Origin of the sequence: Methylocystis sp. SC2 (genome assembly GCF_000304315.1) — a bacterium.
GTDB lineage: Bacteria > Pseudomonadota > Alphaproteobacteria > Rhizobiales > Beijerinckiaceae > Methylocystis.
This window is the reverse complement of record NC_018485.1, coordinates 1,572,641-1,597,284: the sequence shown is the minus strand read 5'-3', so window position 1 is coordinate 1,597,284 and position 24,644 is coordinate 1,572,641. Positions and strand designations below refer to the sequence as shown.

At 62.6% G+C, this 24,644-nt stretch carries 22 protein-coding genes, 1 tRNA gene and 1 pseudogene; 7 read left to right on the top strand and 17 right to left on the bottom strand.

Annotation, left to right across the window (positions count from 1 at the left end):
- Positions 1-2: 2 nt before the first annotated feature.
- Genes BN69_RS07650 through BN69_RS07630 form a run of 5 tightly spaced genes read right to left on the bottom strand, consistent with a single transcriptional unit; the run spans position 3 to position 4,452 of the window.
- Positions 3-629, bottom strand: coding sequence for a prepilin-type N-terminal cleavage/methylation domain-containing protein (locus tag BN69_RS07650; RefSeq protein ID WP_014891010.1), 627 nt, complete (start codon positions 627-629; stop codon positions 3-5).
- Positions 626-1,036, bottom strand: coding sequence for a type II secretion system protein (locus BN69_RS18405; RefSeq protein WP_051013242.1), 411 nt, complete (start codon positions 1,034-1,036; stop codon positions 626-628). The genes BN69_RS07650 and BN69_RS18405 overlap by 4 nt, the downstream gene beginning before the upstream one ends.
- Positions 1,021-1,482: a GspH/FimT family pseudopilin gene (locus BN69_RS07640; protein ID WP_014891008.1), complete on the bottom strand. Its 462-nt coding sequence runs from the start codon at positions 1,480-1,482 to the stop codon at positions 1,021-1,023. Before BN69_RS07640 ends, BN69_RS18405 begins: the two co-directional genes overlap by 16 nt.
- Positions 1,479-2,693, bottom strand: a complete 1,215-nt coding sequence (locus tag BN69_RS07635; RefSeq protein WP_014891007.1) for a type II secretion system F family protein — start codon at positions 2,691-2,693, stop codon at positions 1,479-1,481. The genes BN69_RS07640 and BN69_RS07635 overlap by 4 nt, the downstream gene beginning before the upstream one ends.
- Positions 2,694-2,700: 7 nt before the next feature.
- Positions 2,701-4,452 carry a GspE/PulE family protein gene (locus BN69_RS07630; protein WP_014891006.1) on the bottom strand — a complete coding sequence of 584 codons (1,752 nt, stop codon included), beginning with the start codon at positions 4,450-4,452 and terminating at the stop codon, positions 2,701-2,703.
- A gap of 188 nt (positions 4,453-4,640) precedes the next feature.
- On the opposite strand from BN69_RS07630, the gene BN69_RS07625 reads away from it, so the two are divergent.
- The 4 genes from BN69_RS07625 to BN69_RS07610 all read left to right on the top strand — a co-directional run bounded on the left by BN69_RS07625 (position 4,641) and on the right by BN69_RS07610 (position 7,667).
- Positions 4,641-5,228 carry a DUF1190 domain-containing protein gene (locus BN69_RS07625; protein ID WP_244435058.1) on the top strand — a complete coding sequence of 196 codons (588 nt, stop codon included), beginning with the start codon at positions 4,641-4,643 and terminating at the stop codon, positions 5,226-5,228.
- 92 nt (positions 5,229-5,320) lie between these two features.
- A complete protein-coding gene (locus BN69_RS07620; RefSeq protein WP_014891004.1) occupies positions 5,321-6,451 on the top strand; it encodes a PilN domain-containing protein in 1,131 nt (376 codons plus the stop codon).
- On the top strand, positions 6,448-7,056 hold the full coding sequence (gspM, locus tag BN69_RS07615) for a type II secretion system protein GspM (protein ID WP_014891003.1): 609 nt from the start codon (positions 6,448-6,450) through the stop codon (positions 7,054-7,056). The genes BN69_RS07620 and gspM overlap by 4 nt, the downstream gene beginning before the upstream one ends.
- Complete coding sequence (locus BN69_RS07610) at positions 7,053-7,667, top strand: hypothetical protein (protein WP_014891002.1); 615 nt, start codon at positions 7,053-7,055, stop codon at positions 7,665-7,667. Before gspM ends, BN69_RS07610 begins: the two co-directional genes overlap by 4 nt.
- 154 nt (positions 7,668-7,821) lie before the next feature.
- Here BN69_RS07610 and BN69_RS07605 read toward each other — a convergent pair whose 3' ends face one another.
- On the bottom strand, positions 7,822-9,507 hold the full coding sequence (locus BN69_RS07605; RefSeq protein ID WP_014891001.1) for a PhoX family protein: 1,686 nt from the start codon (positions 9,505-9,507) through the stop codon (positions 7,822-7,824).
- A gap of 671 nt (positions 9,508-10,178) precedes the next feature.
- Positions 10,179-10,529 carry a hypothetical protein gene (locus tag BN69_RS07600; protein WP_014890999.1) on the bottom strand — a complete coding sequence of 117 codons (351 nt, stop codon included), beginning with the start codon at positions 10,527-10,529 and terminating at the stop codon, positions 10,179-10,181.
- A gap of 313 nt (positions 10,530-10,842) precedes the next feature.
- Here BN69_RS07600 and BN69_RS07595 point away from each other — a divergent pair, with 313 nt between their 5' ends.
- Together BN69_RS07595 and BN69_RS19625 are read left to right on the top strand one after the other, a co-directional pair.
- Positions 10,843-12,309 carry a choice-of-anchor I family protein gene (locus BN69_RS07595; protein ID WP_014890998.1) on the top strand — a complete coding sequence of 489 codons (1,467 nt, stop codon included), beginning with the start codon at positions 10,843-10,845 and terminating at the stop codon, positions 12,307-12,309.
- 526 nt (positions 12,310-12,835) lie between these two features.
- Positions 12,836-13,421: pseudogene (locus BN69_RS19625) on the top strand (ATP-binding protein); the annotation flags it as partial.
- A 200-nt stretch (positions 13,422-13,621) separates the two neighbouring features.
- On the opposite strand, the gene BN69_RS07585 reads toward BN69_RS19625, so the two are convergent.
- Together BN69_RS07585 and BN69_RS07580 are read right to left on the bottom strand one after the other, a co-directional pair.
- Positions 13,622-13,697 (bottom strand) — tRNA-Lys (locus tag BN69_RS07585).
- A 111-nt stretch (positions 13,698-13,808) separates the two neighbouring features.
- The gene (locus BN69_RS07580) at positions 13,809-14,360 is read right to left on the bottom strand and encodes a hypothetical protein (protein WP_014890996.1); all 552 of its coding nucleotides are present in this window, start codon (positions 14,358-14,360) and stop codon (positions 13,809-13,811) included.
- 242 nt (positions 14,361-14,602) lie between these two features.
- Here BN69_RS07580 and mdh point away from each other — a divergent pair, with 242 nt between their 5' ends.
- Complete coding sequence (gene mdh / locus BN69_RS07575; protein ID WP_014890995.1) at positions 14,603-15,565, top strand: malate dehydrogenase; 963 nt, start codon at positions 14,603-14,605, stop codon at positions 15,563-15,565.
- A 413-nt stretch (positions 15,566-15,978) separates the two neighbouring features.
- Here mdh and BN69_RS07570 read toward each other — a convergent pair whose 3' ends face one another.
- From BN69_RS07570 to BN69_RS07540, 8 genes are all read right to left on the bottom strand, one after another.
- Positions 15,979-17,475 carry a peptidoglycan L,D-endopeptidase MepK gene (locus tag BN69_RS07570; RefSeq protein ID WP_014890994.1) on the bottom strand — a complete coding sequence of 499 codons (1,497 nt, stop codon included), beginning with the start codon at positions 17,473-17,475 and terminating at the stop codon, positions 15,979-15,981.
- Between the two features lie 286 nt (positions 17,476-17,761).
- On the bottom strand, positions 17,762-18,151 hold the full coding sequence (locus tag BN69_RS07565) for a response regulator (protein WP_014890993.1): 390 nt from the start codon (positions 18,149-18,151) through the stop codon (positions 17,762-17,764).
- Entirely contained in the window at positions 18,151-19,332 is a 1,182-nt protein-coding gene (locus tag BN69_RS19110; protein WP_014890992.1) for a sensor histidine kinase, read from the bottom strand. The genes BN69_RS07565 and BN69_RS19110 overlap by 1 nt, the downstream gene beginning before the upstream one ends.
- 1 nt (position 19,333) lies before the next feature.
- Complete coding sequence (locus BN69_RS19105; protein WP_014890991.1) at positions 19,334-21,286, bottom strand: chemotaxis protein CheB; 1,953 nt, start codon at positions 21,284-21,286, stop codon at positions 19,334-19,336.
- A gap of 334 nt (positions 21,287-21,620) precedes the next feature.
- Positions 21,621-22,391, bottom strand: a complete 771-nt coding sequence (locus BN69_RS07555) for a hypothetical protein (RefSeq protein ID WP_014890990.1) — start codon at positions 22,389-22,391, stop codon at positions 21,621-21,623.
- An 84-nt stretch (positions 22,392-22,475) separates the two neighbouring features.
- Positions 22,476-23,504 (bottom strand): NUDIX hydrolase, encoded by a 1,029-nt coding sequence (locus BN69_RS07550; RefSeq protein WP_051013239.1) that lies wholly within the window; start codon positions 23,502-23,504, stop codon positions 22,476-22,478.
- Positions 23,464-23,988 (bottom strand): tyrosine phosphatase family protein, encoded by a 525-nt coding sequence (locus tag BN69_RS07545; RefSeq protein ID WP_014890988.1) that lies wholly within the window; start codon positions 23,986-23,988, stop codon positions 23,464-23,466. The genes BN69_RS07550 and BN69_RS07545 overlap by 41 nt, the downstream gene beginning before the upstream one ends.
- A gap of 21 nt (positions 23,989-24,009) precedes the next feature.
- Positions 24,010-24,642, bottom strand: a complete 633-nt coding sequence (locus BN69_RS07540; protein WP_014890987.1) for an HD domain-containing protein — start codon at positions 24,640-24,642, stop codon at positions 24,010-24,012.
- Positions 24,643-24,644: the final 2 nt, after the last annotated feature.

Below are 24,644 nucleotides of genomic sequence, written 5' to 3'. Positions count from 1 at the left end.
CGCTACTGCTGGCGGATCGCCACCGTCGACCCGATCTCGATAACGCCGCCGAAGCGCTTGGCGCTGACCTTGATGTTGACGAGGGCAGGGAGGACATCCGCGCTGGTCCATCGGGAGCTCCAGCCGGGCGCTTTTCCTGGCTGCTGGGCGCCGAAGTAGGAAAATTCGAGCCCGGCCAAGCCGTCGAGAATGACGGTCTTCCGCATGGTCTCCCGCGCGGGCCCGAGCCCCTCCTTCGGCCGATAAACTTTTGTCCAGACGGCGAGATCGTCGCCATTTGGGCCATTGTCCACGGCGATCTCCGCAACGACGAGACCGCCCCACTGCGCGCCGCCCTCGCTCAGCATGACAAGGCGACACCCGTTTGCTGCGCCGATGAAGATGGGCGACGGATCGGTTCGCCCGGGCTGAGTCTGATCCGGAATGACAATGAAACTCGCGCCGATGAGCTTGGACGCCGTTCGCACGGCCCCCTCGATCTCGTCGAGCGCTTCGCCGGCGCGACTGTTTTCCCAACTCCGCCGGCCGAGATGAACGCCTCCCATGATCGAGGCCGTGATCAGCGAAATCAAAGTGAGCGAGAGCAGCAACTCGAGAAGCGTGAAACCGTCGCGCCTGGGTCGTTTCATGGCGCCTGCCGCTGTTCAACGGGCCTGATTTTGAACGAAGAGAGCTTGAAGCTCTGGCCGTATCCGGTGGGATTCTCGATCAGCAGCCGCGCCTGCAAACTCGTGGCGATCGGATGACCGGACGGGTCGGCGACGCTGGGCCCCTGCGTGACGGAAAGAGACCAATAGAGGCCATCCGGATAGCGGCCGGTCGACTTGCCGTAAGGGACAGGCCCATCCACGCCAAGCGCAGCGAGCTGCGAGGCTCCCTGACGTTCGGCCCGCAACAGGAAATCGGCGCGCGAGTGGTTGCGGGCGCCGCCGCTGACTCCATTGAGCAGCTGGCCGAGCGCCATCGCCAAAATGGCCAGCGCTACGAGCGCCTCGATAAGAGAAAAGCCCTGCCGAGATCTCAGCTGACGTCGCATTTGGCGCTGCCTGTCAGCCAATTTACGCCGATGTTCGCCTGCGCGTCGGGCGTTCGCAACGTCATGTCGGCGCCTGTCGAGCCGCCATCAGGAAAAAAGGTGATCGCGCCGCTTTGGACCGACAACTGCTGCGTATTTGCGACGTCGAGCGCGATCAGCGCTTCGGTTGGGAACCTGCCCGGCGCGCCCACTGGCGACGTATAGGTCTTATTGTAGAGGTCCACGACGACGGAGGCATTGCTGTTGGTCGCTATCGCGCGGGCGCGCGACGCGCGCAGCGTCGCACAGAAATTTCGCGTCGCCGTCTCGAGCCGCAGGCGCAGGGAGGGTGGCCGCAGCAGTTGCGACGCCATGCTCGCGATGAGCGCGAGCAGCGCGAGAACAACGAGCGACTCGAGCAGCGTGAAGCCCCCGCGCCGCCGCAGCTTCCCGCGCCGCGGCGTCACTTCGCCGCCAGATCGTTGATGCTGAGCACAGCGTTCATGACCGTCATGATCAACCCGCCGACGACGGCAGCGATCGTAATGGTCAGAGCAGGCGTCAGTAAGGCCATGACGCGTTCGATCGAGCGCTGTGTCTGACGCTCGAACATTGCGGCGATGCGCAGCAACATGTCGCCGAGTTGCGCCGTCTCCTCGCCGATGGCGATCATCTGCGTCACCACGGGCGGCAGAAGCGGCACGCCGGCGAGCGCGCTGCTGAGATTGGAGCCGCCACGCACCGCCTCGATGACGCCAATCAGTTCATCGCTGATGAATTGGTTGGAAACCGCCATCCGCGCGCTTTCGAGCGCCTGCAGAAGCGGAACCCCGGCTTTCAACATGGAGCCGAGCGTGCGGGAAAATCGCGCCGCGCTGAATTGCGACAAAAGTCCGCCGACGACTGGAAGCTGAAGATAAATGCGAGCGATGGCGATCCGCCATGGCGGGCGTGATTGCGCCATCTTGTAGGCGATCCCAATCGCCAGGCCGATGGCGCCGAGCGCAACGCCGATCGCGCCGGCGTTCGCCTGTAGTCCAAGAACGAACTGCAGACCCGGCGGCATCTCCTTGCCATTGTCGGCGAAGATCGGCGCAATGCTTGGGATGAGCGTCCCGAGCACCACGCCGGTGGAAATAATGGCGAGCGTAATGAGCAGCGCGGGATATATGAGCGTGCTCTGAACGCGCGACTTCAAGTCTTGGCGGCGTTCAAGCATTTCGGCAAGATCCGTCAGCGCGGCGCCGACTCTTCCCACTGTCTCCCCCTCACGCACGACATTGACGTATTCACGCGAGAAAACGTCCGGGCGGCGGGACAAGGCGTCGGAGAGAGAGGCGCCGTCGACGATCGCTTTCAAGAGTTCTTGCGCGAGCGCGCGCAGGGCCTCCGACGGACATTGCGCGGCGAGAACGCGCAAGCTCTGGTCGAGGGGAAGGTCCGCTTGTTCGAGCGTCGCGAATTCCCGCGTGAAAAAAGCGATCTGAGCGGCGTTCGGACCTCTTCTGCCGAAGGAAAAACGCGCGACAGACGACGCCGGTCTCGCCTCGCGCGTCTCAAACGGCGTTAGCCCGCGAAGGAAAAGCGCCTGTTCGGCGTCGTCGCTGCTGCGCGCGTCAATCTCGCCCTCGACAAGATCGCCGGAGCCGCTATAGGCGCGATAATTGAACTTTGGCATGGCGGGATCAATCCATGCGCGTAACGCGCGCGACTTCTTCAATCGTCGTTTCGCCGCGCCAAGCCTTGTCCATCCCGCACTGATACATGGTGGACATCCCGTCTTCGCGGGCCGCGGCCTCGAGCGCTGCGTCGGGCGCGCTTTCGCACACAAGGCGCTGCATGCGCTCGTTCACGATGAGTAGCTCGGCAATGGTCACACGACCAGAATACCCCAGATTTCGGCATTGCGGGCAGCCTTTCGGCGATGACAGCCGGTCGGGGCCGCGGGCGAAGATTTCTCCTGCAAATTGGGCGCGGACCTGCTCGCGCGACTCGAGAGGCGCCGCACAGACTTCGCACAGGCGCCGCACCAATCGCTGGGCCAGCACCGCTTTCACCGTGGAGGCGATAAGGTAACTCTCGACGCCCATGTCGATGAGGCGGGTTATCGAAGCGGCGGCGCTGTTCGTATGCAATGTCGAAAAGACGAGATGGCCCGTAAGCGACGCTTGTATGGCGATGCGCGCCGTCGCCGAGTCGCGAATTTCGCCGATCATGATAATGTCGGGGTCCTGGCGTAAGATGGCGCGCAGCGTATTTGGAAAGTCGAGGCCGATCGCCGGCTGCACCTGAACCTGATTGACGCCCGCAAGCTGATATTCAATCGGATCCTCGACGGTGAACACTTTGGCATCCGGCGTCGTCAGCTCCTTGAGCGCGGTGTAAAGCGTCGTTGTCTTGCCGGAGCCTGTCGGGCCGGTGACGAGCACGATGCCGTTGGGATTGCGCATGACCTTGCGCAGTTGCGCCGTTGTCTTCGGCTCGAAGCCTAGCCTGTCGAAATCCAGCGCGATCTGGCTGCGGTCGAGAATGCGCAGAACGATGCTCTCTCCATGCGCGGTTGGCAGCGTCGAAACGCGAAAGTCGATGTCGACGCCTCGGATCGCGAGCTTGATGCGCCCATCCTGCGGCAGGCGACGCTCGGCGATGTCGAGGCGCGCCATGATTTTGATGCGCGAGGCGACCGCGGCCTTCAGCCCCGGAGGCAGCGTCTCGGCGGCGCGCAGCGCGCCGTCGATCCTGTAGCGAACCTGCACGGCTTCAAGCGAGGGTTCGATGTGAATGTCGGAAGCGCGCGCTTCGATCGCGTCGGCGATGATCTGATTGACGCGTCGGACAACGGGGGCTTCATTTGCGATGTCGCGCAAGCGCTGCAGGTCAAATTCGCTCGCGTCGTTGGCGCGCAGGTCGTTGTCGAGAATAGGCGCGCCGTCCTGACGCGCGCCATAGAGCGCGGACCAAGCCTTCTCGAACTGCGCCGGCGAGATGATGAGGAGGTCGATGTCGTAACCCGTCGAATAGGCCAGCGCCCGCACCGGTTCGAGGTCGAGTGGATCGGCGACCGCGAGTTTCAGCCGTTGTCCGTCGAGGGACAGCGGCAACAGCCGATTGGCGTGGATGAATTTTTCGGGAATTTCCTCGCGCAAGGGCGGCTCGAGCGGCATGTCCGCAGCGCGGAGCTGCGGTATTTTCAGGAATTTGCTGAGGTGCGAACATAGATCGGCTTCCGAAACGAGCCCGAGCTTGGTCAACACATGGTCGAAGCGTTCGCCGCTCTGCGTGGCCGCTCTCAGAGAGCGCTGCAACGCCAGGTCGTCGATGGCGTTTTGCGCGAGAAGAAAAGCGGCGAAGCTCGTCGCGAAATGCGGACTGTTGACGTCCGGCCACGCCGCTCGGTCGCCGCGAGCCGAACTTCCGCTTTCCGTTTGCGACTCCATCAGCACAATCCTCTAAGCCTGTACTTGACTTTAGAATGACACATTTGCCGATAATATGCACCTACGCTTGAGGTCGTCGCCGAGTGACTGTAATGGCCAGTTATAGAGGGTTCATCGTCGCGCCTCATATATTTGCAATAACGATTCTCATTGGCTCGGCGTTTTGCGCGTTGTTTCCCGCGCCCCCCGTGCGCGCCGAGACTATGGAAAAGACCTATTTCTTCGCCACACGAGACGCCTGTATGACGTCGGGCGCCTTCACGCCTCAGGAATGTGCGGCGGCTTTCGCCAATGCGCGTGCGCAGCTGCGCGACAAGGCGCCGCGCTATTTCGAGCGCGGCGAGTGCCACTTGCATTTCCGTCTGTGCGAACCAATCCAGGCTGGCGCGTCGATCGAAGAACCCCTGTCCGATGAGCCGGCCGACCGTCCCGCCTTCGCGCCATCTGCGCTGGGCGTCGAAATAATAGCCGCCCCGGGAGGCGTAGAAGCGGCGCCGACGCTGGCGGTCGATACGCCGCAACGACTTTTCGCCTATTTCCCGGTATCAAGATCGTATGAAGCGGAAATTGAAGACAAGGAGCTACGCGAAAGCGCCGCGATTCTTGCGCCCGACCACTTTGTTCTCTTCTCCAAGCACAAGGCCTTCACAGGCGAAGTAAGATTTGCTGCGGCGGCGCTCGGAACGATCGAGGGTCCAACCGGCGCGCAGACGTCTGCGACGGAAACGCGCGAGCAGCGCCGGCTACGACTGAAGAACGCGCCGTTCATCCCATAGGACGTGCGCCGGAATCGTTGCTCTGCGACGGCCCGGGCGTTACCTTATCGATGGCGTTCGTCGACGCGTCTCTCCATTGGAGGGGTCTTAAAGTGGCATCCGAGTTCTGGAAGCGGCAGATCCTCGAAGGTTCGATTAAGAGGACGGCGCTTCGGTTCCTCGCATGGTATCGCCGTGAATTCTTCAGCCTATTTCCTCCCGAAACGGTCGCTTGGCTCGCTGACAGGGGCGACCGGCAGCTTATTCTCAAGGCAGGAGCGTGCGATCTCTGGTGCCTCGACTCGCGTGGCGCGCCGCTCTGGCGTCTTTCCGGCGATGAAATCGCGTCCACGTCGCTCGAAGAGGCGTTGAGGAGTCGCGAACTGACGCGTAACGCGGTGCGGATCGGGCTCGAGATTGAGCCTGAATCCTTCTTCGTGCGTCGGTTTGACATTCCCAGCGCGGCGGCCAGCACTCTGCCCCGGCTTCTCGTCGCTGACATCGAACGCAGAACTCCTTTGCGCGTTGCGGACGTCATCTATGGCCACACGCTTGCGAAGCATCCTGTCGCGGGAGGCAAGTTGCGGGTCAGCCTATGGATTTTGCGGCGTGACAGGGCGGTCGAAGCGGTCGAGCGGGCGGGTCTCGCATTCTCCGACCTTGCCTTCATCCGACCCGCCGGCCTGCCGACGGACGGTGAGGAGGCGCCGCTTATCCGGTTGGAGACCGAAGCCCAAAGGTCGCAGCGTTTCCGCAATCTGGCGCTTGGCCTCTGCGCCGCGACAGCGGCGTTCGCGCTGATTGGCGTGGTGACTACGCTTTGGCGCCAGAACGCGTTCACCGCTGAACTCGACGCGCAGATACAGGAGATGTCGGCGCGCGCCGCGCGGGTGCGGCAGGCGGTAGACCACGCCTCCTCGGAGAGTCGGATCCTGTCGGTGCTGCGAGCGACCCGGCGCGATGGACCGCAATTCGCTGACTTGTGGGAGGAAACCGCGCGCATTCTGCCGGACGACGCTTACGTCGCCGATTTCCGGTTGAGCGATTCGAAACCCAATGAGCGGGCGATTGATCTTGTGGGATTCGCGAGTTCGGCGGTCGGCCTGCCGGCGCTCTTTAACAAATCGCCGCTGTTCAGCGACGCTGGGCTAACGGCCCCGATCACTCCCGACCCGCGCGAAAAGCGCGAGGGCTTTTCGCTGCAGGCGAAAATCGAACAGAAGAAACCGGAGGGCGGCAAGTGAAACGGTGGCTCAACGCGCCGTTGAGTTGGAGAGCGCTCCGGCACTCGCGCGCGGGACGCCACGCCGCCTTCGCCGGCGTAAATCTGCTGGCTTTGCTCGTCGTCTATCTCGTGCTCATTGAACCTGCGCGCCGCATCATTGCGACCGGCGCCGACGCCATCGCCGAGCGCGAGCAGACTCTCGCGCGCTACCAGGCCGTCGTCGCGCATGAAGACCAGATCCAGGCTTACGCTCAGCAGGTTTTGGATATCAACGGCCGCGGCGAACTTTTCGACGGCGACAGCGATGGCGTCATCAACGCCAATTTGCAAGCGCGACTCAAGACGATTGCGGAAGCGGCCCGGGTGACCGTGAGGTCTATTCAGATGCTGCCTCAAAAGCCGTTCCAGGGCGTAACGCTCGTTGGCGCGCGAATCGATGTCACAGGGGCGCATGATCGCATTCATGCCCTCGCACGCGCTCTCGAAGGAGAGCCGCCGTTGCTCGTCATCACCTCCGCGACAATCCGAAGTCAGGGAGTGTTTTGGGGCGCAGCGCAACAGACCGACGAACTCGAGGCGCAATTCGACGTCTTCGGCGGCGCGCCGAAAAAAGGCCGCCCATGATAAAATCAAAAATTCACGATCGGCTGCCGGAGCTCTTGCAGATTGCGCAATCGCGGCTCTCGGGCGTGAAGCAGATGCAGCTATCGCCGATCCAGGCGATCGTCCTGGTCTTCCTGTCGGCGATCGCGTCGGGAACGGCGGCCTTTGCGCTCTATGCGATCATCGGCGGTTTGAGCGCTGAAAGCGGCGTCAGCGTTCCGGACTGGACGCCGCCGAGGCTGGATGCGATCGAACTGGGTCCGGCCAAACCCGCATCGGCGGACATCCAATCCCTCTCACGACCAATTTTTTCCAAGAACCGTAGAGCATTGCCCAAAAGCGACGCGGCCTCGATCGAAGCGGCGACCTTGTCAGATGCGCCGACGGACTTGATCGTCGCCGCGATCGTGCGGCACGAGAGAAAGGCGAAGGCCTTTCTCGTTTCAGCAAGCTCGCCACAGGGCGCATGGCGCAAGGTGGGAGAAGCGATCGACGCTTGGACTGTCGCATCCATAGCAAACGCGGAAGTGATTTTGCAAAACGGGGGACAGTTTACGAAGGTAAAATTGTATAAGCATTCCCCTTTGGCGCCACGTCAAATTCCACCCAATACCAAAGGATCCGCCGACTGACTCATTGGCGCGGACGGGCGGGCCGTCGACTCATTTGGCGCGAGGAATGTTTCGTTGCGCATGAGGGAGCGCCGACGCTCTACGCGTCGGACGCTCTTCTCAGTGGCTTGCGCAGAAGCGCTGAGCTTCCAAGGAAGCCTTTTGACGCTTGAGGTCAGGGCTGCGGCGCGGGAAGCAAGGGCGCTCCGCCACGGCCCCGGGCAATCGACGGATCGATGAAGAGCGCCAAGATCTGGCCGCTTTCGAACAGTTCGACGTCGGTTGACGCACGATGGCCTTGGACCGTCGCCAGGAACCAGCCGTCGCGCAGTATTTCCGCAGCGTCGATCACGCCCGAACTCTCCTCGTCGTTGGTGATGAAGGTCGGATTCGATGCGCCGCTGCTGAAGAACTTGGGATTATGACGCGCAACCTGGACCAACTGGCCGCTATCGATTCCGTAAACATAGATCCGGCCCAACCGATCGTTGCCGCCGACGTCCTCCTGCATAATGATGCGCCCCAGCCGGTCGATCGTCATGTTGTCGAGCATCTGGAAGCTGGGGTCGGCGTCCGGCGTGGTGGCGGCGCCCGGATAGAATTGATTGGTGAGCAGCATCTCGATCGTGCCGCCCGCCTCAGGCCGTGCGATGCTGTCGAAGCGCAGTCGCCATAGACGCGAAGGACGCCAGGTCGTCGCGTCAGACGTCATGCGTCCGGTCGTGATGAAGTAGAAGTCGCGCGACTTGCCCGGACGCGGATCCCAGGCGCCGTCCTCGACGCGCACGAACTGCGTTACATTGTTGGCGATAGCAGAATCCTGAATCTGCACGCCGGTCTTGTTCGAAACATCGCCAAAATTGACGACTTCGAATCGCGCGGAGGTGACGGCGGGCGCCGCCGAAGCGAAAACAAAATCCTTATTCTCGCCCGTGACGACCTGCCCTTTGAGAACGACGCGTATGCCGTAGAAGTTGCCGTTGGTGAGGCCCGCCTGCTCGATTTGAGAGCCATGCGGCTTTTGCGAGCCGACATACATATACAGTTCGCTGGGGGGCTCCGTACAGCCTGTCTGACCTGCCGTCCGACAAACGTTGGTCGCCGCCGTGACGTTGGTTTCGCGTCCGGCGTCGTCTTGCAGCATCACGATCGTCTTGTGATCGGGAAACGGGTTCGCGAGGCCGTTTTCGAACGACATTTTGCCGAGCCGCGGCAACTCGAACGATTTGTTCTTGTCTGATCCGTCGACGATGTGTGCGAAAATGCGGCCGTGGTCGGCGGTGAACGGCGGCGATGTTTCCTCGCCGCTCAGGAAGATGCGGTTCTTCGGTCCGAGGCCGAATGCGCTCGGGTTCGCAAGGTCCGCGGAACAGAGCCGCTCCAGCGCGCTCGTACCGGGCGTGTAACCGGCGCCGCTCCACGTCAGCAGGTCGTTGGGGCTGGTCATGTGATCGCGGCCAGAAAGCACTTTCAAGGTCGCGCGATCGATCGTCCATTGCGACACGAATGCGCCTTTGGAGCCGTGCGCGCGCGGAATCCCCAGCGTGCGCCCGATTTCATGATTCATCACGAGATTGAACGAACGTGGCTGACGACCGAACAGAAAGTCTAAGGCGCTGGTCGGCGGAAGCCAGGCTCCGAGCCCGTCTGGAATGCCGACCATACGGTAACCCTCAACCGAGTCGCCGGCAGTCAGAATGGAAGTGACAGAGACGCCAGCGGCTGTCGGAACAAGGTAAGGCTCGGTTGTCGTGCTGGGCCCTATTTTCTGCGCCGAGGCGGATAAAGCATTCTGCGCCGCGGCGCCATTCGTAGATGCGACGCCGAGCACGGCGGCGAACGCCAGGAAAAGTCGACTCATATTTTGCCCCCTCAAGACTAAGCTAAAAACAAGCTTAAACGCGGGCGCGAACCTAGGGGCGGCGCATTACAATTATTCAACGGGCGTGTGTCAGGGGGCGTCATGGTTTCAGAAATCGCGCGGCTAACCGCGACCAAGCAATCCCTGATTGGGATAGACACATTTCGCGCTCGACGCGCGACATGCGAAACGGCTCAGATGGGCGCCCTGTCGCGCGCTCAAATATCATGTTCGCGAATGGGGGAGTTACCGCAGCTTCAACGACAGTAATATGATGGCATGACCCGCTGATAGCGGACCGCAAGGCCTCCAGGGCTGCCATTCATTTCGCTTGCAACGCATCTTGATCCCACTTTGACGAAGGGAGTCGTATATCCCCACGGATATTCCGCCGTGCTTGACGGAACGCCGGTTTGCGGATCGTAGCTCCAAGGCGCGGAAAAACCCCAATCGCGGATGGCTGGCGCGCGAGACCAGTCCTCGCAGCACCATCCCTCCTCGATCCAAGGTCCAAGGCGCGGCGGACCTGGGGCGCGCCATTCCTGCCGCCTGTGCGCCGATGCGGCGTGCGTGGACACTGAGAGGGAGAAAAAAACAAGCACACACGCTGCGCCGAGAAAACGAAAAGACATGGCGATCTCCGCCGAGAGCATGCAAAGTCGTGGGGTTCGTCACGCTGACAGGCGCACTGAGCGATTTTCATTGTCTGGCTGAAAATCTGGATAGAGGCGCCTGAGCGAAACGGGGAGTGTTTTGTTGCGAACGGCGACGCGCGCGTCGAGGAACGGCTGCACGGTCCATCTATGCCATCGCATCTGCTGTTCCTTGATCATGCGTTTTGACAGGATCTCGTTGACGGCGCTTTCGACAAAGGCGGTTGCGCTTCCCTTCGGCGAGCGAAAGGCCAAGCGTTTCAGGAATTGCAAACTCGTCTCTTTTATCCGGGCCGCCGCGACGTCGATTTCCGGCGCTCCGTCCCCAAGATCAGTGACGAGCTTCACCCGCCAAACCAGCTTTTGCATGGACTCGCCTTTCCCAAAGAGCCGATCTTAACCCTCGAAAAATTACATACTCCCCACGACTTTGCATACTCTCCTAGTCTCGAAGCTCAAGTCGGCAAGGAAAGCCATCAAAGGTGAGAATATCGACCTTCGATATTCTCACGTTTGATGCATGCTCAAGCCAAGACGGCTCCTGACGCAGACACAAGAAGATGTCATGCAGCTGAAACATTCCCCGTGGATTGTCTGTCTCCAGCTATAGCTTCTCCATATAGGGAAAGACTACGCAATGCGCCTGCACCCCAAACGTCGCGCCGGTACGGCCTTGCGTGGCTTGTCCATCGCTCTCGCGTCGCTCTATGTCGGAAGCGCGTCAGCTGACCCGTCGCTATCGGTCGAAACGCGCCGCGTGTGGAGCTATCCCCACGCGCAGAGCAACATCCCGGGACAAAAAGCGGAAATCGTCGCGCATGACGAGCGCACCGACACGCTGTGGGTGGCGGGCGTGGTTGGCGTTGATGTTCTTGACCGCGCCACCGGCAAATGGATCGGGAATGTCAGCGTCGCGCCCTATGGAGCCGTCAACAGCGTCGCGATCCACGAGGGGCTCGCCGCGCTTGCAGTCGAGGCGACCGATCGCGCGCAACCCGGCGTCGTCCTCTTCATCAACACGCGCACGAGCCAGCGGGTGGGCGCCCCGGTCACCGTTGGCGCCCTGCCGGACATGCTGACCTTTGCGCCTAACGGCCGCACGGTGCTCGTGGCCAACGAAGGGACGCCGAATGCGCGCACGTCCGGTCAGCCTTGTCCGGTGGATCCGCCGGGCAGCGTCAGCCTGATCGATGTGTGGACGCGCGAGGTCAAGACGCTGCCCATAAGCCCGACGCTGCCGGGCTATGCCGAGCTTCGCAAGTTTCCGGCGACCGGCAACGGAACGACGCGCCCCGATATGTGCCCCTACGATCCGGAGCCGGAATATATCGCGATCGACCCTCGCGGCGATAAGGCCTATGTCGGCCTTCAGGAAGCCAATGGCGTCGCCGTGCTGGACCTGAGATCGCGTCGTTTCGAACGGATCATCGGCCTCGGCCTGAAAGACTTCAATCTTCCCGGCAACGGCATTGACCCGAACGATCAGGACGGGGGCGTCAAGCTGGAGCAGGTCCCTGTAAAGGGGCTTTACCAGCCTGACTCCATCGCCGCCTACGAATATCGCGGTCGCAGCTATCTGGTCATGGCCAATGAAGGCGACGCAAGAGACAATGGAAGCGGCGACGGCGAGGACGAGCGTCGCGGCTCCGCCGGCGGCGCCAGCGTGGAATATGTGCCGGACGGGTCACTGCTCGGCCGTCTGACAATGTCGAACGTCGAGTCGAGCCGGGACAATCTAGTCGCGTTCGGCGGCCGGTCGTTCTCGATTCGCGACGCCACAGGCCGCATCGTCTTCGACAGCGGCAATCGGCTCGACGCCGAAGCGATCAGCCGCGGCGTCTATGATCATGCGCGCAGCGACAACAAAGGCGTCGAGCCGGAAGGCGTGGCGCTGATGCATATCGATGGTCGTGTGCTGGCGTTCATCGGGCTTGAGCGCACGACGAAGTCGGCCATGGCGGTTTATGACGTGACCAATCCCTTTGCGGCGCAATTTTTGGACATGGTCATTAGCGACGGCGATATCTCGCCGGAAGGCCTGACCGCTTTCAACGTGCGCGGGCGCAATTTCCTCGCTGTCGCCAACGAGGCGTCGGATACGACCTCGCTGTTCGAGATTCGTCTGCGCTATAAGTTCGCGCTGAAGTGAATAGGTCGCGAGAGCGCGGAAGCGCTCCTGCAACCTCTAGTCACGAGTGCCGGACAAATTGCACAAGTGCTCGCGTTCACAAGAGTTCCGTAAATCTGTGTCTCCCCCACCTCCTGCATGTTTTCCGGGCTTGCCATAAGGGCGTTGCCGGATCTCGGCGGCGCGGCGCGGTCGGCTAGAGCAGGTTCCGAAAAAGTTGACAGACTTTTTCGAGGAGAACCTGCTCCAACGTTTTGTTTTGAGCGATTCCTTATCGATCACATGATTCCATGTGATCGGGAAGCGCTCTAAGGGAGACGCTGGGTTCCCAGCTCGTCCCGCCGTCGATGGCGCTCGCCGAGATCAACGTTCGGCCAGACGCCTTGATGCATTATTCCTACTGCATCAGCCATGCGAAGGACGCGCCAGCGTCTTTCTTCTCGACCGTGGAACGCTCTACTGTTGACGGCCTCCGACTCCGACAACGCCAACCGACGACATCGACTCCGATCAGTCACGGGGAACTAGCTGTCGAGAGCGGCGCGCCGACCTTGCCGGCGGCGGCTTCGTTCCCCAGCAGCGCAATGTCGTTCTCGTCGGCGGCACGGGAACCGGCAAGACGCGGCTGGCCATCGCCATTGCGCGCAGTTGCATCCGCGCTGGTCTGCGCGGGCGCTTCTTCAACACCGTCGACCTCGTCAATCGCCTGGCGTCGGAGACCCGCGCCGGGCGCCAGGGACGCATCGCCGATTATCTTACCCGCATGGACTTCGTCGTTCTCGACGGACTCCTATCTGCCCTTCGCGCAGGCCGGCGGCCAATTGCCGTTCCATCTCGTCAGCCGGCTTTATGAGCGCGCCTCGGTGATCGTCACGACCAATCTGGCCTTCGGCGAATGGCCGAGCGTCTTCGGCGACGCCAAGATGACGAGCGCGCTGCTCGATCGCTTCACCCATCATCGCGACATTGTCGAAACCGGCAACGAAAGCTGGCGCTTCGCAACCGCGCCTGACGCCGCCCCGATTGGTCAGACCGCCGCCGTTGTTGGCGTCATTTCGCTCGGGCTACGCCCCCCTCCGTCACGCCAACGACGGCAGAAATGCGCATCGGGAAAGGGGTCCCCTTTTGGATGAAAAACTGGGGTCCCGAGTCAGTGGCGTTCGACGCCCCGCTCTCACTCTCGTGGTGGCGTAGCAGGTGACGCCGCTACGATATGCGGCCCCGGCGGGAGGCGAACATTCCCAAGAAAAATTCAGCGCAATCGGTTGGTCGCCATATGGTCGCCAAGCCGAACCGCGAGCCAATTGTGAAGGCTCTATGTCTTTGAATTTAATGGTGGGCGCACAAGGGCTCGAACCTTGGACCCGCTGATTAAGAGTCAGCTGCTCTACCAACTGAGCTATGCGCCCGTTCGCCCAGCGCCGCGAGCGCGACGCTTTTTCGAACGAGCGGTGCGAATATCAAAACCGCTCGCCGCTGTCCAGCGTTACGCGCGCCCGCCCGCATTTTCCTGCGCCGGATTACGGAGCGCGCGCCGCCGGCCATCCGTGGATCAGACGCGCTTTCGTCACGAGATCGGCCCATGGGCCCGTGTGGGCGTTGCCCGCGGCGGGCGTGGGCGCGGCCTGTTTGCGCGCGCAAACCGCTTTGGCCGCGTCGGTCTTCGGCCCCTGCGCGTAAAAATAGATGACGTTCATCTTCAACTGCGACGCCAGCTGGTTGAGAATCGTGCCCCTTTTCAGCACATTGACCCCCCAATGCGCGTTACGCGGCGCTCCCGGCTTAAAACCGTAGCCGTAATCGCCCTCGCCCCTGATGAGATCGAAGCGGATGTAGCAGAGGTCTCCCTCGGGCGCGGGCTGCGCCACCATCTCTCGGGTGACGATCACGTCCTGGTTGTTGTAGCGGACGTTATAGTCGACGGGCGCATGCCAGACGTCGACCTTCTCGAAATGCTGCAGAAGCTCGGATTCGTCCGGGTCGGCCGCCTGCGCCGCGGCGGGGCCAAAGAAACAGGCGCTCGCCGCGAGCGTGGCGGCGCACAGTCGTTTCAGCAAAAACTCGCTTTTCATGGGTCGCCCTTCCACCGAGCGGCTTGCGCGCGCGCCCCTCGAGCTTCGCAGGTAAGGAGCGCCGCGACGGCCCGCAATCCCTGCGACATTCCGCGCGCCGGGAAACCGCCGGGCGCAATGTCGGGTCATGGAGCGCCCCTGCGCGAACGTGTAAGGCTCTGCTTACGACAAGCGCCGAGACGTCTTCCCACCGCCGCAAAAGCGCGGTAGCTGTTTCTAAGAAGCAAAGAACGAGTTTGATTATGTCGCGAAGAAAAGTCGCTTTGATCGGCGCCGGCAATATCGGCGGAACGCTTGCCCATCTCGCCGGCCTCAAGGAATTAGGCGACATCGTTCTTTTCGACATTGTCGACGGCGTGCCGCAGGGCAAGGCGCTCGACATCGCCCAGTCGTCTCCCGTCGCGGGGTTCGACGCCAAGCTCAGCGGCGGCTCCGACTATTCGGCGATCGAGGGGGCGGACGTCATCATCGTTACGGCGGGCGTGCCGCGCCAGCCGGGGATGAGCCGCGACGATCTTCTGTCAGTCAATCTCGGCGTCATCGCCAAGGTCGGCGCGGGCGTCAAGCGCTATGCGCCGAGCGCCTTTGTCATCTGCATCACCAATCCGCTCGACGTCATGGTGTGGGCGCTGCAGAAGGCGTCCGGCGTGCCGACGCAGCGGATCGTCGGCATGGCGGGCATGCTCGATTCTTCGCGCTTTCGCTATTTCCTCGCCGAGGAACTCAATGTTTCGGTCGAAGACGTGAGCGCCTTCGTTCTGGGCGGCCATGGCGACGATATGGTGCCGTCGGTGCGCTATTCGACGGTGGCCGGCGTGCCTTTGCCGGATCTCGTGGCCATGGGATGGATCACGCAGGCGCGGATCGACGCGATCGTCGAGCGCACGCGCAAGGGCGGCGGCGAGATCGTCGGCCTTCTCAAGACCGGCTCGGCCTATTACGCGCCGGCGACCGCGGCGATCGCCATGGCCGAGAGCTATCTCAAGGATAAAAGGCGGGTGATGCCCTGCGCCGCATATCTCACCGGCCAATATGGCGTGAACGGACTTTACGTCGGCGTTCCCGTGGTCATCGGCGCGAATGGCGTCGAGAGGGTGATGGAGATAAGGCTCGACGCGGCGGAGCGGGCCATGTTCGAAAAATCCGTGGCGTCGGTTCGGGCGCTGCTGGAGGCCGCCAAGGCGCTCGACCCGGCTTTCGCCTGACGTCTCTTTGAGGCGGGGCCGGCGGTCCGGTCGGCGATTTTCTTACGGCGCAACCGCGGGGACGGCGGCCGAGGCTTTTGGCGCTTGGGCGCGACAGTAGGAACATTCCTTGCAAGTTGGGGGTTAGACTGTCTGAAGACTGAATCTCCCTGAGAGGTTCAGGCTTGCCGGAGTGGACTCGAAGCCATGTTTGACCCTGACGCTATTGGCTTTATCAAGATACTCGCCATCGCCGGCACGCTTTACTTTGCTGTCCGCGGGGCAATCCTTATCGCGATCGCGGCGATAAACGCCGTTGCTCTCTTACCCTGAGTTTTTTGCGCCGAGGCCTGATCTATAGTTCTCGCGCGACGCGTTTTAGGCGCGCGCAGCGGCTCTACAAAGCTTCGCAGACTGTCCCGAGCGCGCCGACTTCACCGCGCGCGGGTCTCCGCGTCCTGTTCGACGGAGACGTCCTTCGTCGAATGACTGCGTCCGCGGGACCGGGCGGCCGCTCGAAGGCCGGTTGATGCCCCTAGGAGAGGGGGGGCGCCGCGAGCGCTCGCCTCTTCGGGAGCCGGGGTCGCATTCTTTTCCGCTGCGCCGGCGTCCGGCGGCTCAGCGCCCTGCGGCGGCTCAGGCGCATAGGCAAGCGACTCTTGCCTGGCCGCCGCTCTGGACTTTCTGGTCTCATTTTTGGGCGAGTCGACCAGCCGCGCGATGGCGCTTGTCGCCTTCGCGGCGAGGACCCCGGGACGCGTCGGGGGCAGGGGCGCGTTCGCGAGCTTAGATCGACGCGGCGGCGCATCGGTTGCGGGCATTCTGCCCGAACCGCGGTCAGCGCCGTCTGCGTCCTGATAATCGACCGCGCTTTGCAGCTCGGCGGATCTGTCATACGCCGTCCGCGCGTCCAGGCGGGCGGTGAGCGATGACGGACGCTGCGGCGGCAGCGGCGCGCGGACTGTCGGAAGCTTCGCGGCGGGCGGCTCTTGCTCGGGCGCTTCCGCGCCCGGCGTGGACAGGGTCGTCTCGCCACGCGGCAAATCCGACTCCGCCCGCGAAAGCTCTTTGGCGCCGTAGCGATAGGCGTCGGTCGCGGCGGCCGCCGCGCTTTGCTCTTCCATTTCGCCGCTTGTCCCGCGTGCGGGCCGCGGCGCGAGCGACGCCCACTGCTTGCGGGCGCTCGGGGCCGGCGCCGTGACCTCCGCGTCGTCTTCTTCGCCGCCCCCGCCGCCGCCGAACAGCATGGCGAAGAAGCCGCCGAAGGTGCGGCGGGGCGCGACGACATAAGCGCCGTCGCCGCGCGCTTCGATCTCGGCCCGCGCCTCTTCATAGCGCGCGAGGGGCTGGCCATTGCTTGGCAAATGTACGGTCTTGCCGTCAGGGAAAAGCCGCGCCAGGTCGTCGTAGCTCATCCGCGGCCAGTGGCGCACATTGCCGACGTCGAGATGGACGAAAGGCGTGCCAGCGTTGGGGTAGTAGCCAACGCCGCCGCGCTGCATGCGCATGCCGATCTCACGAATCTGCGACATCGGCATTCCCGGCATCGTCGTGTCCATCGCCTTGCCGAGCATGTGCTGGGAATATTTAGCGACGGCGCGCGAACGCGCGCGCAGCATGGCGTTCGTTTCGGGTGAGCGATAGGCGGAGACGACGTTCACGACCTGATCGCCGGCGCCCGCGTGGCGGTAGGCCTCCCAGACGACGTCGAAGAGGCGCGGGTCCATGTTGGTCGGCTCGTCGCGTCGCCAATCGCGCAGAAACCAGTTCAATTGATGAAGGACTTGGGCGTCATATTGCCCGTTGACGAGATATGTCGCCGAAATCGATTCATGCGTATGGGCGTGGTAGAGATGGATCGTCCTTGTGTCGCCATTTGCGACCGCGGTTTCGGTCATCTTCGGCGCGAGCGTCGCCAGACAAAAGACCATGAGACCAAGAGCGGTCGAGAGCGGAGCGGAAATTAGGCGCGCGCTGGAACGAGGCGTCGTCAATAGCTGGTTCCCGTCCCGCTTTTAGCGCGCCTGAATCGACGTCGCCCCTGACACGAACAAAGCCTCCTGGCCTTTCGGCTGGAAGGCGCCTTTGCGCCTGTTGGCGCGAGGCGGGGCGAAAATCCTATGCAAAATGCGAAGTTACGCGCTTTGCCCCTGGCGTCGCGACGCCTGAATTCCCCACCAATTCAGAGGCTAGGGCAACATCGTGGCGAAAAATTGCTCAGGCTTTGCCGTTTGCCGCGGCAATATCCAAAATGGCTTCGAGAGCGGCGCGAAGAGCTTTGCCCGTCACCGGCTTCTGCAGGAGAGTCTTGTCGCGCAGCTCAGCCGGCAGGTCGCCAGCGCAATGTCCCGTCATCAGCAAAAACGGGACATTTCGCTCAGCCAGCACGGAAGCAACTCTTCCGCTGGTCTCGTCGACAAGTCGGTAATCGAGCAGGGCGCAGTCCAGACGCTCCCTGTCGATGAGCCGCAAGGCGTCTTCGACGGAAGGTACGGGGCCGACGACGTCACAGCCGCCGTCGTTCAATTCGCATTCCAGCATCATCGCGATGATCGATTCATCCTCGACGATGAGGACGCGCTTTCCCCTTAGCGTTGAACTCGCCATTAGCTCCCACTCGATTCGGGCCTCTGCTTCAACGGAATGATGAACGTTCCTGAGAATCCGGTCTCGCCAAAATCATAGGCGGCGCTGCCGGAGAGCCCGTAACTCACTTCGCGATCGATGAGCGTCAGACCAAAACCCCTCTGCTTTGGATCCGCCACGCGCGGCCCGCCGTCCTCGCGCCACCTCAGGGTCAACGTCGACGTTCGATCATCCGGCGTCTGCGTCGAAGACCAGTCGATAGAGACATGGCCCGAACCGTTCGACAGCGCGCCATATTTGACCGCATTGGTCGCGAGTTCATCCAGGATCATGCCAAAGCTCATCGCAACCTTGGGCGGCAGCGTGATCGGTGGTCCTGAAAGCGTCAGCCGCTGGCCGCCCTCGGAGAAGTAGGGCGCGAGCGCCACGCGCACCACCTCTTCCAGACTGACGGCGCCGTAACTTTCCCGCGCCAGCAACTCGTGACTTCTCGCCAAGGCGTAAAGTCTGGTGAGAAAGGCTTCCGATCCCTGCGTCTGAGCCAACGTTTGCTTGGCGAGGGCCAAGATAACGGTGATGATATTTTTTACCCGGTGATTGAGCTCGGCGATCAATGTCCTTTGGCGTTCTTCTGATCTCGCCAGGCCGGTGACGTCGACGAACGTCGCCACGACGCCATCGGTTTTTCCTTCTGTGTTCCGATAGGCCGTCAAGCGGCATAAGAAATGCGGCCTCCCGGCCACGTTCTGGTTCACCCGTCGCTCGATCGGCGTTCCCGTCCGCATGACGCTCTTGATGTCGTCCTGCAGTTCCGGATAATCGAGCCTGATCGCGAGGTCTCCTAAAGGACGGCCTCTGTCGGTCGCAAGAATACTGAAGAGGCTCGTGACCGCGGGCGTAAAGCTGCGGATCACGAGATCACGGTCGAGAAAAATCGTGGCGACATTGGTGCTCGCGAAGAGGTTCGTGAGGTCGCTGTTCGCCCGGTCGAGATCCTCCACCTTGGCCAGCAGTTCCTGATTGACGGTCTGCAGCTCCTCGTTCAGCGACTGCAATTCCACCTTTGTGGATTCGAGCTCTTCATTGCTCGACTGAAACTCTTCGTTGAGTGAAATAAGTTCCTCGTTGGCGGATTTCAGCTCCTCCAGCGCCGTCTCATATTCCTCTATCGTTCCTTGCAGTCTTTCGCGCGTGTCGCGCAATTCAATTTCGATCGGCGATGCGCCGGCGGACTCTTGCGGCTGAAGCGCTTCGTTCGCATCGACCAACCCCTTTTGAAGGTGCTTTCTCTTCGAAGGCGATGAGAAACGTCGCTCGGCCATCGGCTCCGCCCGTCAGAGGCTCGACCGAAATCGAGACATGTTCGACATGATGATCTGTTTCGAAAGCGATATTGTCGCGTGTCGCGGCCCGTCGCGTCTCGATCGCTTCCCGGAGCGCGCTGCGTAGATCGAGACGCAGCTCCTTGCGCGCCAGGGTCAGCAGTTGCCGCGTGGGCGCGCCATAGGGCGCTTCGAGATATTTTGCCGTGCGCGCGGAATAATGGATGATGTCGCCATCTTCATTGACGATCACATGCGGCGGTCCAAAGCGGTCGGCGATTCGCGCCTCCGCCGACTGTCGGGCGACCATGCATCCTGCCGCGACATGATCGCTCCGAGGCGAGACGAAGGGAGCCGGGCGCAGGCCGTTAACGAAGGTCGGCATGTGGGCCGGGGCGCCGATGTCGCGCGCCTGGAAAATGCAGCTCGTCTTGTTGACCGGCGCAAATAATTCCGAAAAGCGGCCGATCGTTTCGGCTTTTCCAAGAAAGAGAAAGCCGCCCGGCCGCAGCGCGTAATGGAGAGTCGGCAACGCCTGGCGCTGCGCATTGGCGCCGAAGTAGATCAACAGATTGCGGCAGGAGATCATGTCGATGCGCGAGAACGGCGGATCGCGCAAGATGCTGTGGACCGAGAACACGCAAAGATCGCGCACCGATCTGACGACGACAAAACTGCCGGAATTATTCGTAAAGAATCGCTCTCGCCGCTCGGGCGACACGCCTTTCATCAGCGCGGACGGATAGCGGGCGGCGCGCGCCACCGATAACGCATGTTCGTCGATGTCCGTCGCAAAGACCGTGACGCGCGGCGACCCTGTTATCTTGTCCATATGCTCGCGAAGCAGGATCGCGATCGAATAGACTTCCTCTCCGGTTGAGCAGCCCGGGACCCAGATCCGCAGCGTGTCTGCGGCGCCGCGGCCCTCGAAGAGACGCGGAATAACGACCTTCTCCAAAGCGTCGAAAGCCTCAGTGTCACGGAAGAAACTCGTGACATTGATCAAGAGATCGCGAAACAGCCGCGTCGGCTCATCATGGTCACGTTGCAGGAACGCGACGTAAGACTGCAGCGAATCGCAATGATTGATCTGCATGCGGCGATGAACGCGTCGAATAAATGTGCGCTTTTTGTAGCCGCTGAAATCATGCCCCAGTTGGGAACGAAGCATGGCGTAGAGCATTTCGATCGACTTGGCGTCGGGAGGGTCGCCCTGAGCGGCGCCCCTTTCCGCAAGCGCATCGACCAATCCGATGCTTCGCCTGTTCTCTGACAGCTTCGCGGCCATGTCCTCGACAGGAACCGCAAAGTCGACGAGACCGCTGGCGATCGCGCTGTCGGGCATGCCCGTGAAACTTGGCTTGGTGCCGTCGCTCGATTGTGCAAGGACAAGGCCGCCGTGTTCCTTGATCGCTTTGATTCCGAGAACGCCGTCGCTGCCGCTCCCGGAGAGCACGACGCCGACGGCGTATTCCCCGCAATCCTGGGCGAGCGAACTGAAAAACACGTCGACCGGGCTGCGTTCGGCATGGCCGGGCTCGATCTGATGGAGTCGGAGAGTCCCTCCCTCTATCGTCAAAGATGCGTTGGGCGGCAAAACATAAATGCTGTTCGGCTCGACCTTCTGGCCTTCGCGCGCGACATGCACGTTCAAGCTGGTGTGGCGCGCGAGTATGTCCGTGAGGAAGCTTTCGCGATCTGGGGCGAGGTGCGTGATAATCACGAAGGCCATGCCGAGATCGGCGGGGACGGCCTGGAAGAATTGCTCGAGAGCCCGCAGTCCACCGGCGGAAGCGCCAACGCCAACGATGGGGAATCGAGAATCCGACGCCATAACTTCCGTTTAATGAGTTGATTCCGTCCCGCGTCGCGCCGTAGTCGCGGCTCGATCAGAGCGCATGACGCGAGGGAAGAACATAAGACGTATATGCCGCTTTTGCAGCTCTTGGAAAGTTCGCCGCCCTCTGACTTCAGGCGGCTTTCCAGAGGCCTGTCGCTCGCCCGCGAAGCCGCCCAGACTCCGTTATGCGAGGAGGCTTATGCTCGCGGCGCGGACCAGCGAGCGGCGCGGCCGATCAACAGCGCGCGCTCTTGTGGGACCAACTGCGAGCGAAAAAGTCTGAACGCGCCTCACAGCCGCGCCGCGCGGCGGTCTGCGACGGCGCCGCTCAGTTCGAGGCCACCGTGCGCACGAGCTGCGGCCCCAGGATGGGCTGCGCGCCGCTGATGAGGCGCAGATAGGCCGGAGAGAGCGACGCCGTTTCCTGCCCCGCGAAGGCCTCGGATGGCGGCCGGCGCGGCGGCAGCGGCGCGGGTTCGGGAAGCGCATTCGCCTCTTCGCCGCGCGCCAGCCCTGTCAGCTGCCGGCGATCGGCGACGGCGACGCGGATCGGATCGGCCGTCTGGCCGCCGGTGCTCGCAAGGGCGGTGGCGACCGCGGACTGCACCTTAGTCGCGATATCGCCAAAGGCGGCGAGGCTCGCGCCGGACTGCCCATCGGGTCGTGCGCTGGCGACGCTGGTCGAAGCCGCGCGCTGCTGCTTGCGGCTCGCGATCATGGTCGGGCCGCCCTCGCAATTGCGCATGCCAAGAGCGATCAGCTCCGTCCCGGTCAGCACGCGATATTCCCGAGTCAGATGGCCCAGGCGCGCCTGCACGGCGGCCGGGTAGGACGCGAACAGCTGCGACGAGACGCCGAGGTCGACCTCCCGGTTGATGGCGTTATACGCCTGATGGAATTTGACCTTGGCGTCCGGATAGACGCAGACGTTCGGTAGGCTCAGCGCCAGCGTGCAGGCGGAACGGCACTCATGCAGCCGCACCTCGCGATTCTCGCGGCGATAGCGTTCGGTGAGCGCTTCATAATCGCTGACCAGTCCGCCGACGTCCTTGTAGACGACGACCGGCGCCGGCATGGGGGGCGGCGACAAATAGCCCAAGACGCACCTCTACTCTACGCGTTGCGAGCTTCGCTTCAGCAAACATTCACCATTTCGCGGTGAACATCGTCTTAAGGACCGACATCAGCCTCGGATGCCGACGCGAAGCCCTGGCGCAGGCCTTTCTTGCAGAACATTGCGGCGAAAATGAAATAGAGCAGCTGGGCGTCCGCCTGTCTTTAAGGACATCTCCCCCGTTGGCTCGACAATGGCCGTTGATTCCACCAGACGGCGGAAGTTCTGCTTGTGCAGATGTCGGCCAGCAATGGCTTCTACTGTGCGCTGCAGCTCAGTCAGCGTGAACTCGGACGCCATCAACTCGAAGATCACCGGCCGATATTTCATTTTGGCGCGCAGTCTGCCCATCGCTGTGGCGAGAATGCGGCGGTGATCATGGCGCATCGGGGTTCCAAGCGGCGTCAGCGGCGCCCGTCTCTCCGCCGATTCGCGACCATCGCGCAGCGCCTCCTCGAGAAGCCCCGCCTCGTAAAGAAGCTCGTAGCGCTCAAGGACGTTCTCCTCATTGAACGCGCGTCCCTTGCCGCCGAAGAGAAGGTTGACCCGCACCCGGCGCGAGACGCCCGAGGAGGAAACGGCGTCCGGCGCCTCGGCCACCCAATCCGTCAACCCCGGCGCGATCGTTTCCTCGAGGACCACGGGCGGGCCTCTGCGCCAATCCTCCCAGGGAAAGAAATCATGCCAGCTTCGCCAGACGCTTGCGCGCCGATCGGCGTCGTCGCGGATGCGCGTCAACGCCAGATAGCCGACCGAGACGACGTGCGGATCGCGGTCGCCGGCGCGGGCGTGGCGTCCGCGATCGCCGAATGTATAGAGCTGCTCGACATAGCCCAGCGGCGCGCCGGTCTGCTCGGCGACCCATTCGCGCAGGCCGATCTCGAAGGTGCGATGGCGGATCGGATCGAAAGGTCCGGAGGGAAGGGCGGCGACTCCCGCCGGCCCATCCCCGCGCGTCGTCAGGATCAAGGGCTCGTCGTCTCGAACGGCGACGATTGCGGCGGTGAGGCCGATTTCGACAGGCGGAGAGAGGGGCGCGAGCTCTTCGGCGGCCCGGTTAGGCGTCGGCGAATTCCAGGGCGAAGGGCGCTCCCTCATAGCAGTCGGTCCCGCGTCCGATTGCGGCGATCGCGGCGGACATTCGCCCGTTCCGCCCAAGCCTTTCGTCGGCGAGCGCGACCAGCCGTCTGTTCGGGGTCGCGGTCGGCGAGACGCGGCGCAGTTCGCGCGCGATGTCCATTTCGCTGCGACGCGGCGCTAAAGCGCAGGCCGCGACAAAAGCCGCCGCGGGCGATCGGCTCACCCCAGCGTAGCAGTGTATGACGAGCGGCGCGGAGCGGTCCCATTCCTCAAGGAAAGCAAGCAGCCGATTGATATGTTCCTCGCCCGGGAGGACGTGTCCTTCCCGCGGCGCGTCGATGTCGGAGACAGCGATGCGCAAATGGCGCTCGCGGGAGATTTCGCAAGGCCGAACAAGCGACGCCCCGGCGGTAAGAATGGTGACAAGCGAGCGCGCGCCGCTTTCGCGCACCGTGTCGACCACCTTAGTCAGGGAACAGACGTACAGGCGCCCATTCGGCATTTCTCTCCCCGACGTTCTTCTTCAACTTTCGTCGACCGCCCGGAACCGAGCGAGAAAACGCGCCTGCGTCTCCTCAATGGGAGCCGGGGCGAGTTCGTCTATGAAGGGCTGCGGCGGGATCGCCGGGCGGCCGAAGATGCGCTCGGCTTCGCCCCGTGTAAAGCCCGCAAGCTGCACCGCCTCAAAAAAAGCGGCGGCGCGGTCGGCCTCCTTGCACAGGCGCCGCAGTGCGGGAGAGGGCGTCGGCGGCAGAGAGAAACGCAGGAGAATCGCGCCCAATATGCGGTCCTCGACGCTTTTGTAGGCGTCGCCGATCACCGCCTTGAACGGGGAGATCATATCGCCGATCACATATTCAGGCGCGTCATGCAGCAACATGTAAAGCCGCTCCGTTCGGCCGATCGCGGGATCGAGCGCGCATGCGACCTTTTCCACAAGCATGCTGTGTTGCGCGACCGAGAAAATATGCGCGCCGACGGTCTGACCGTTCCATCGCGCGACGCGCGCGAGCCCATGCGCAATATCTTCGATCTCCACGTCGAGCGGCGAAGGGTCGAGCAGATCGAGGCGGCGTCCGGACAACATCCGCTGCCAGGCGCGGGGCGCCTCGCCGGGCGCCGGCCGCCCACGATTTTTCGTGGAAGGAGCCCGCATCG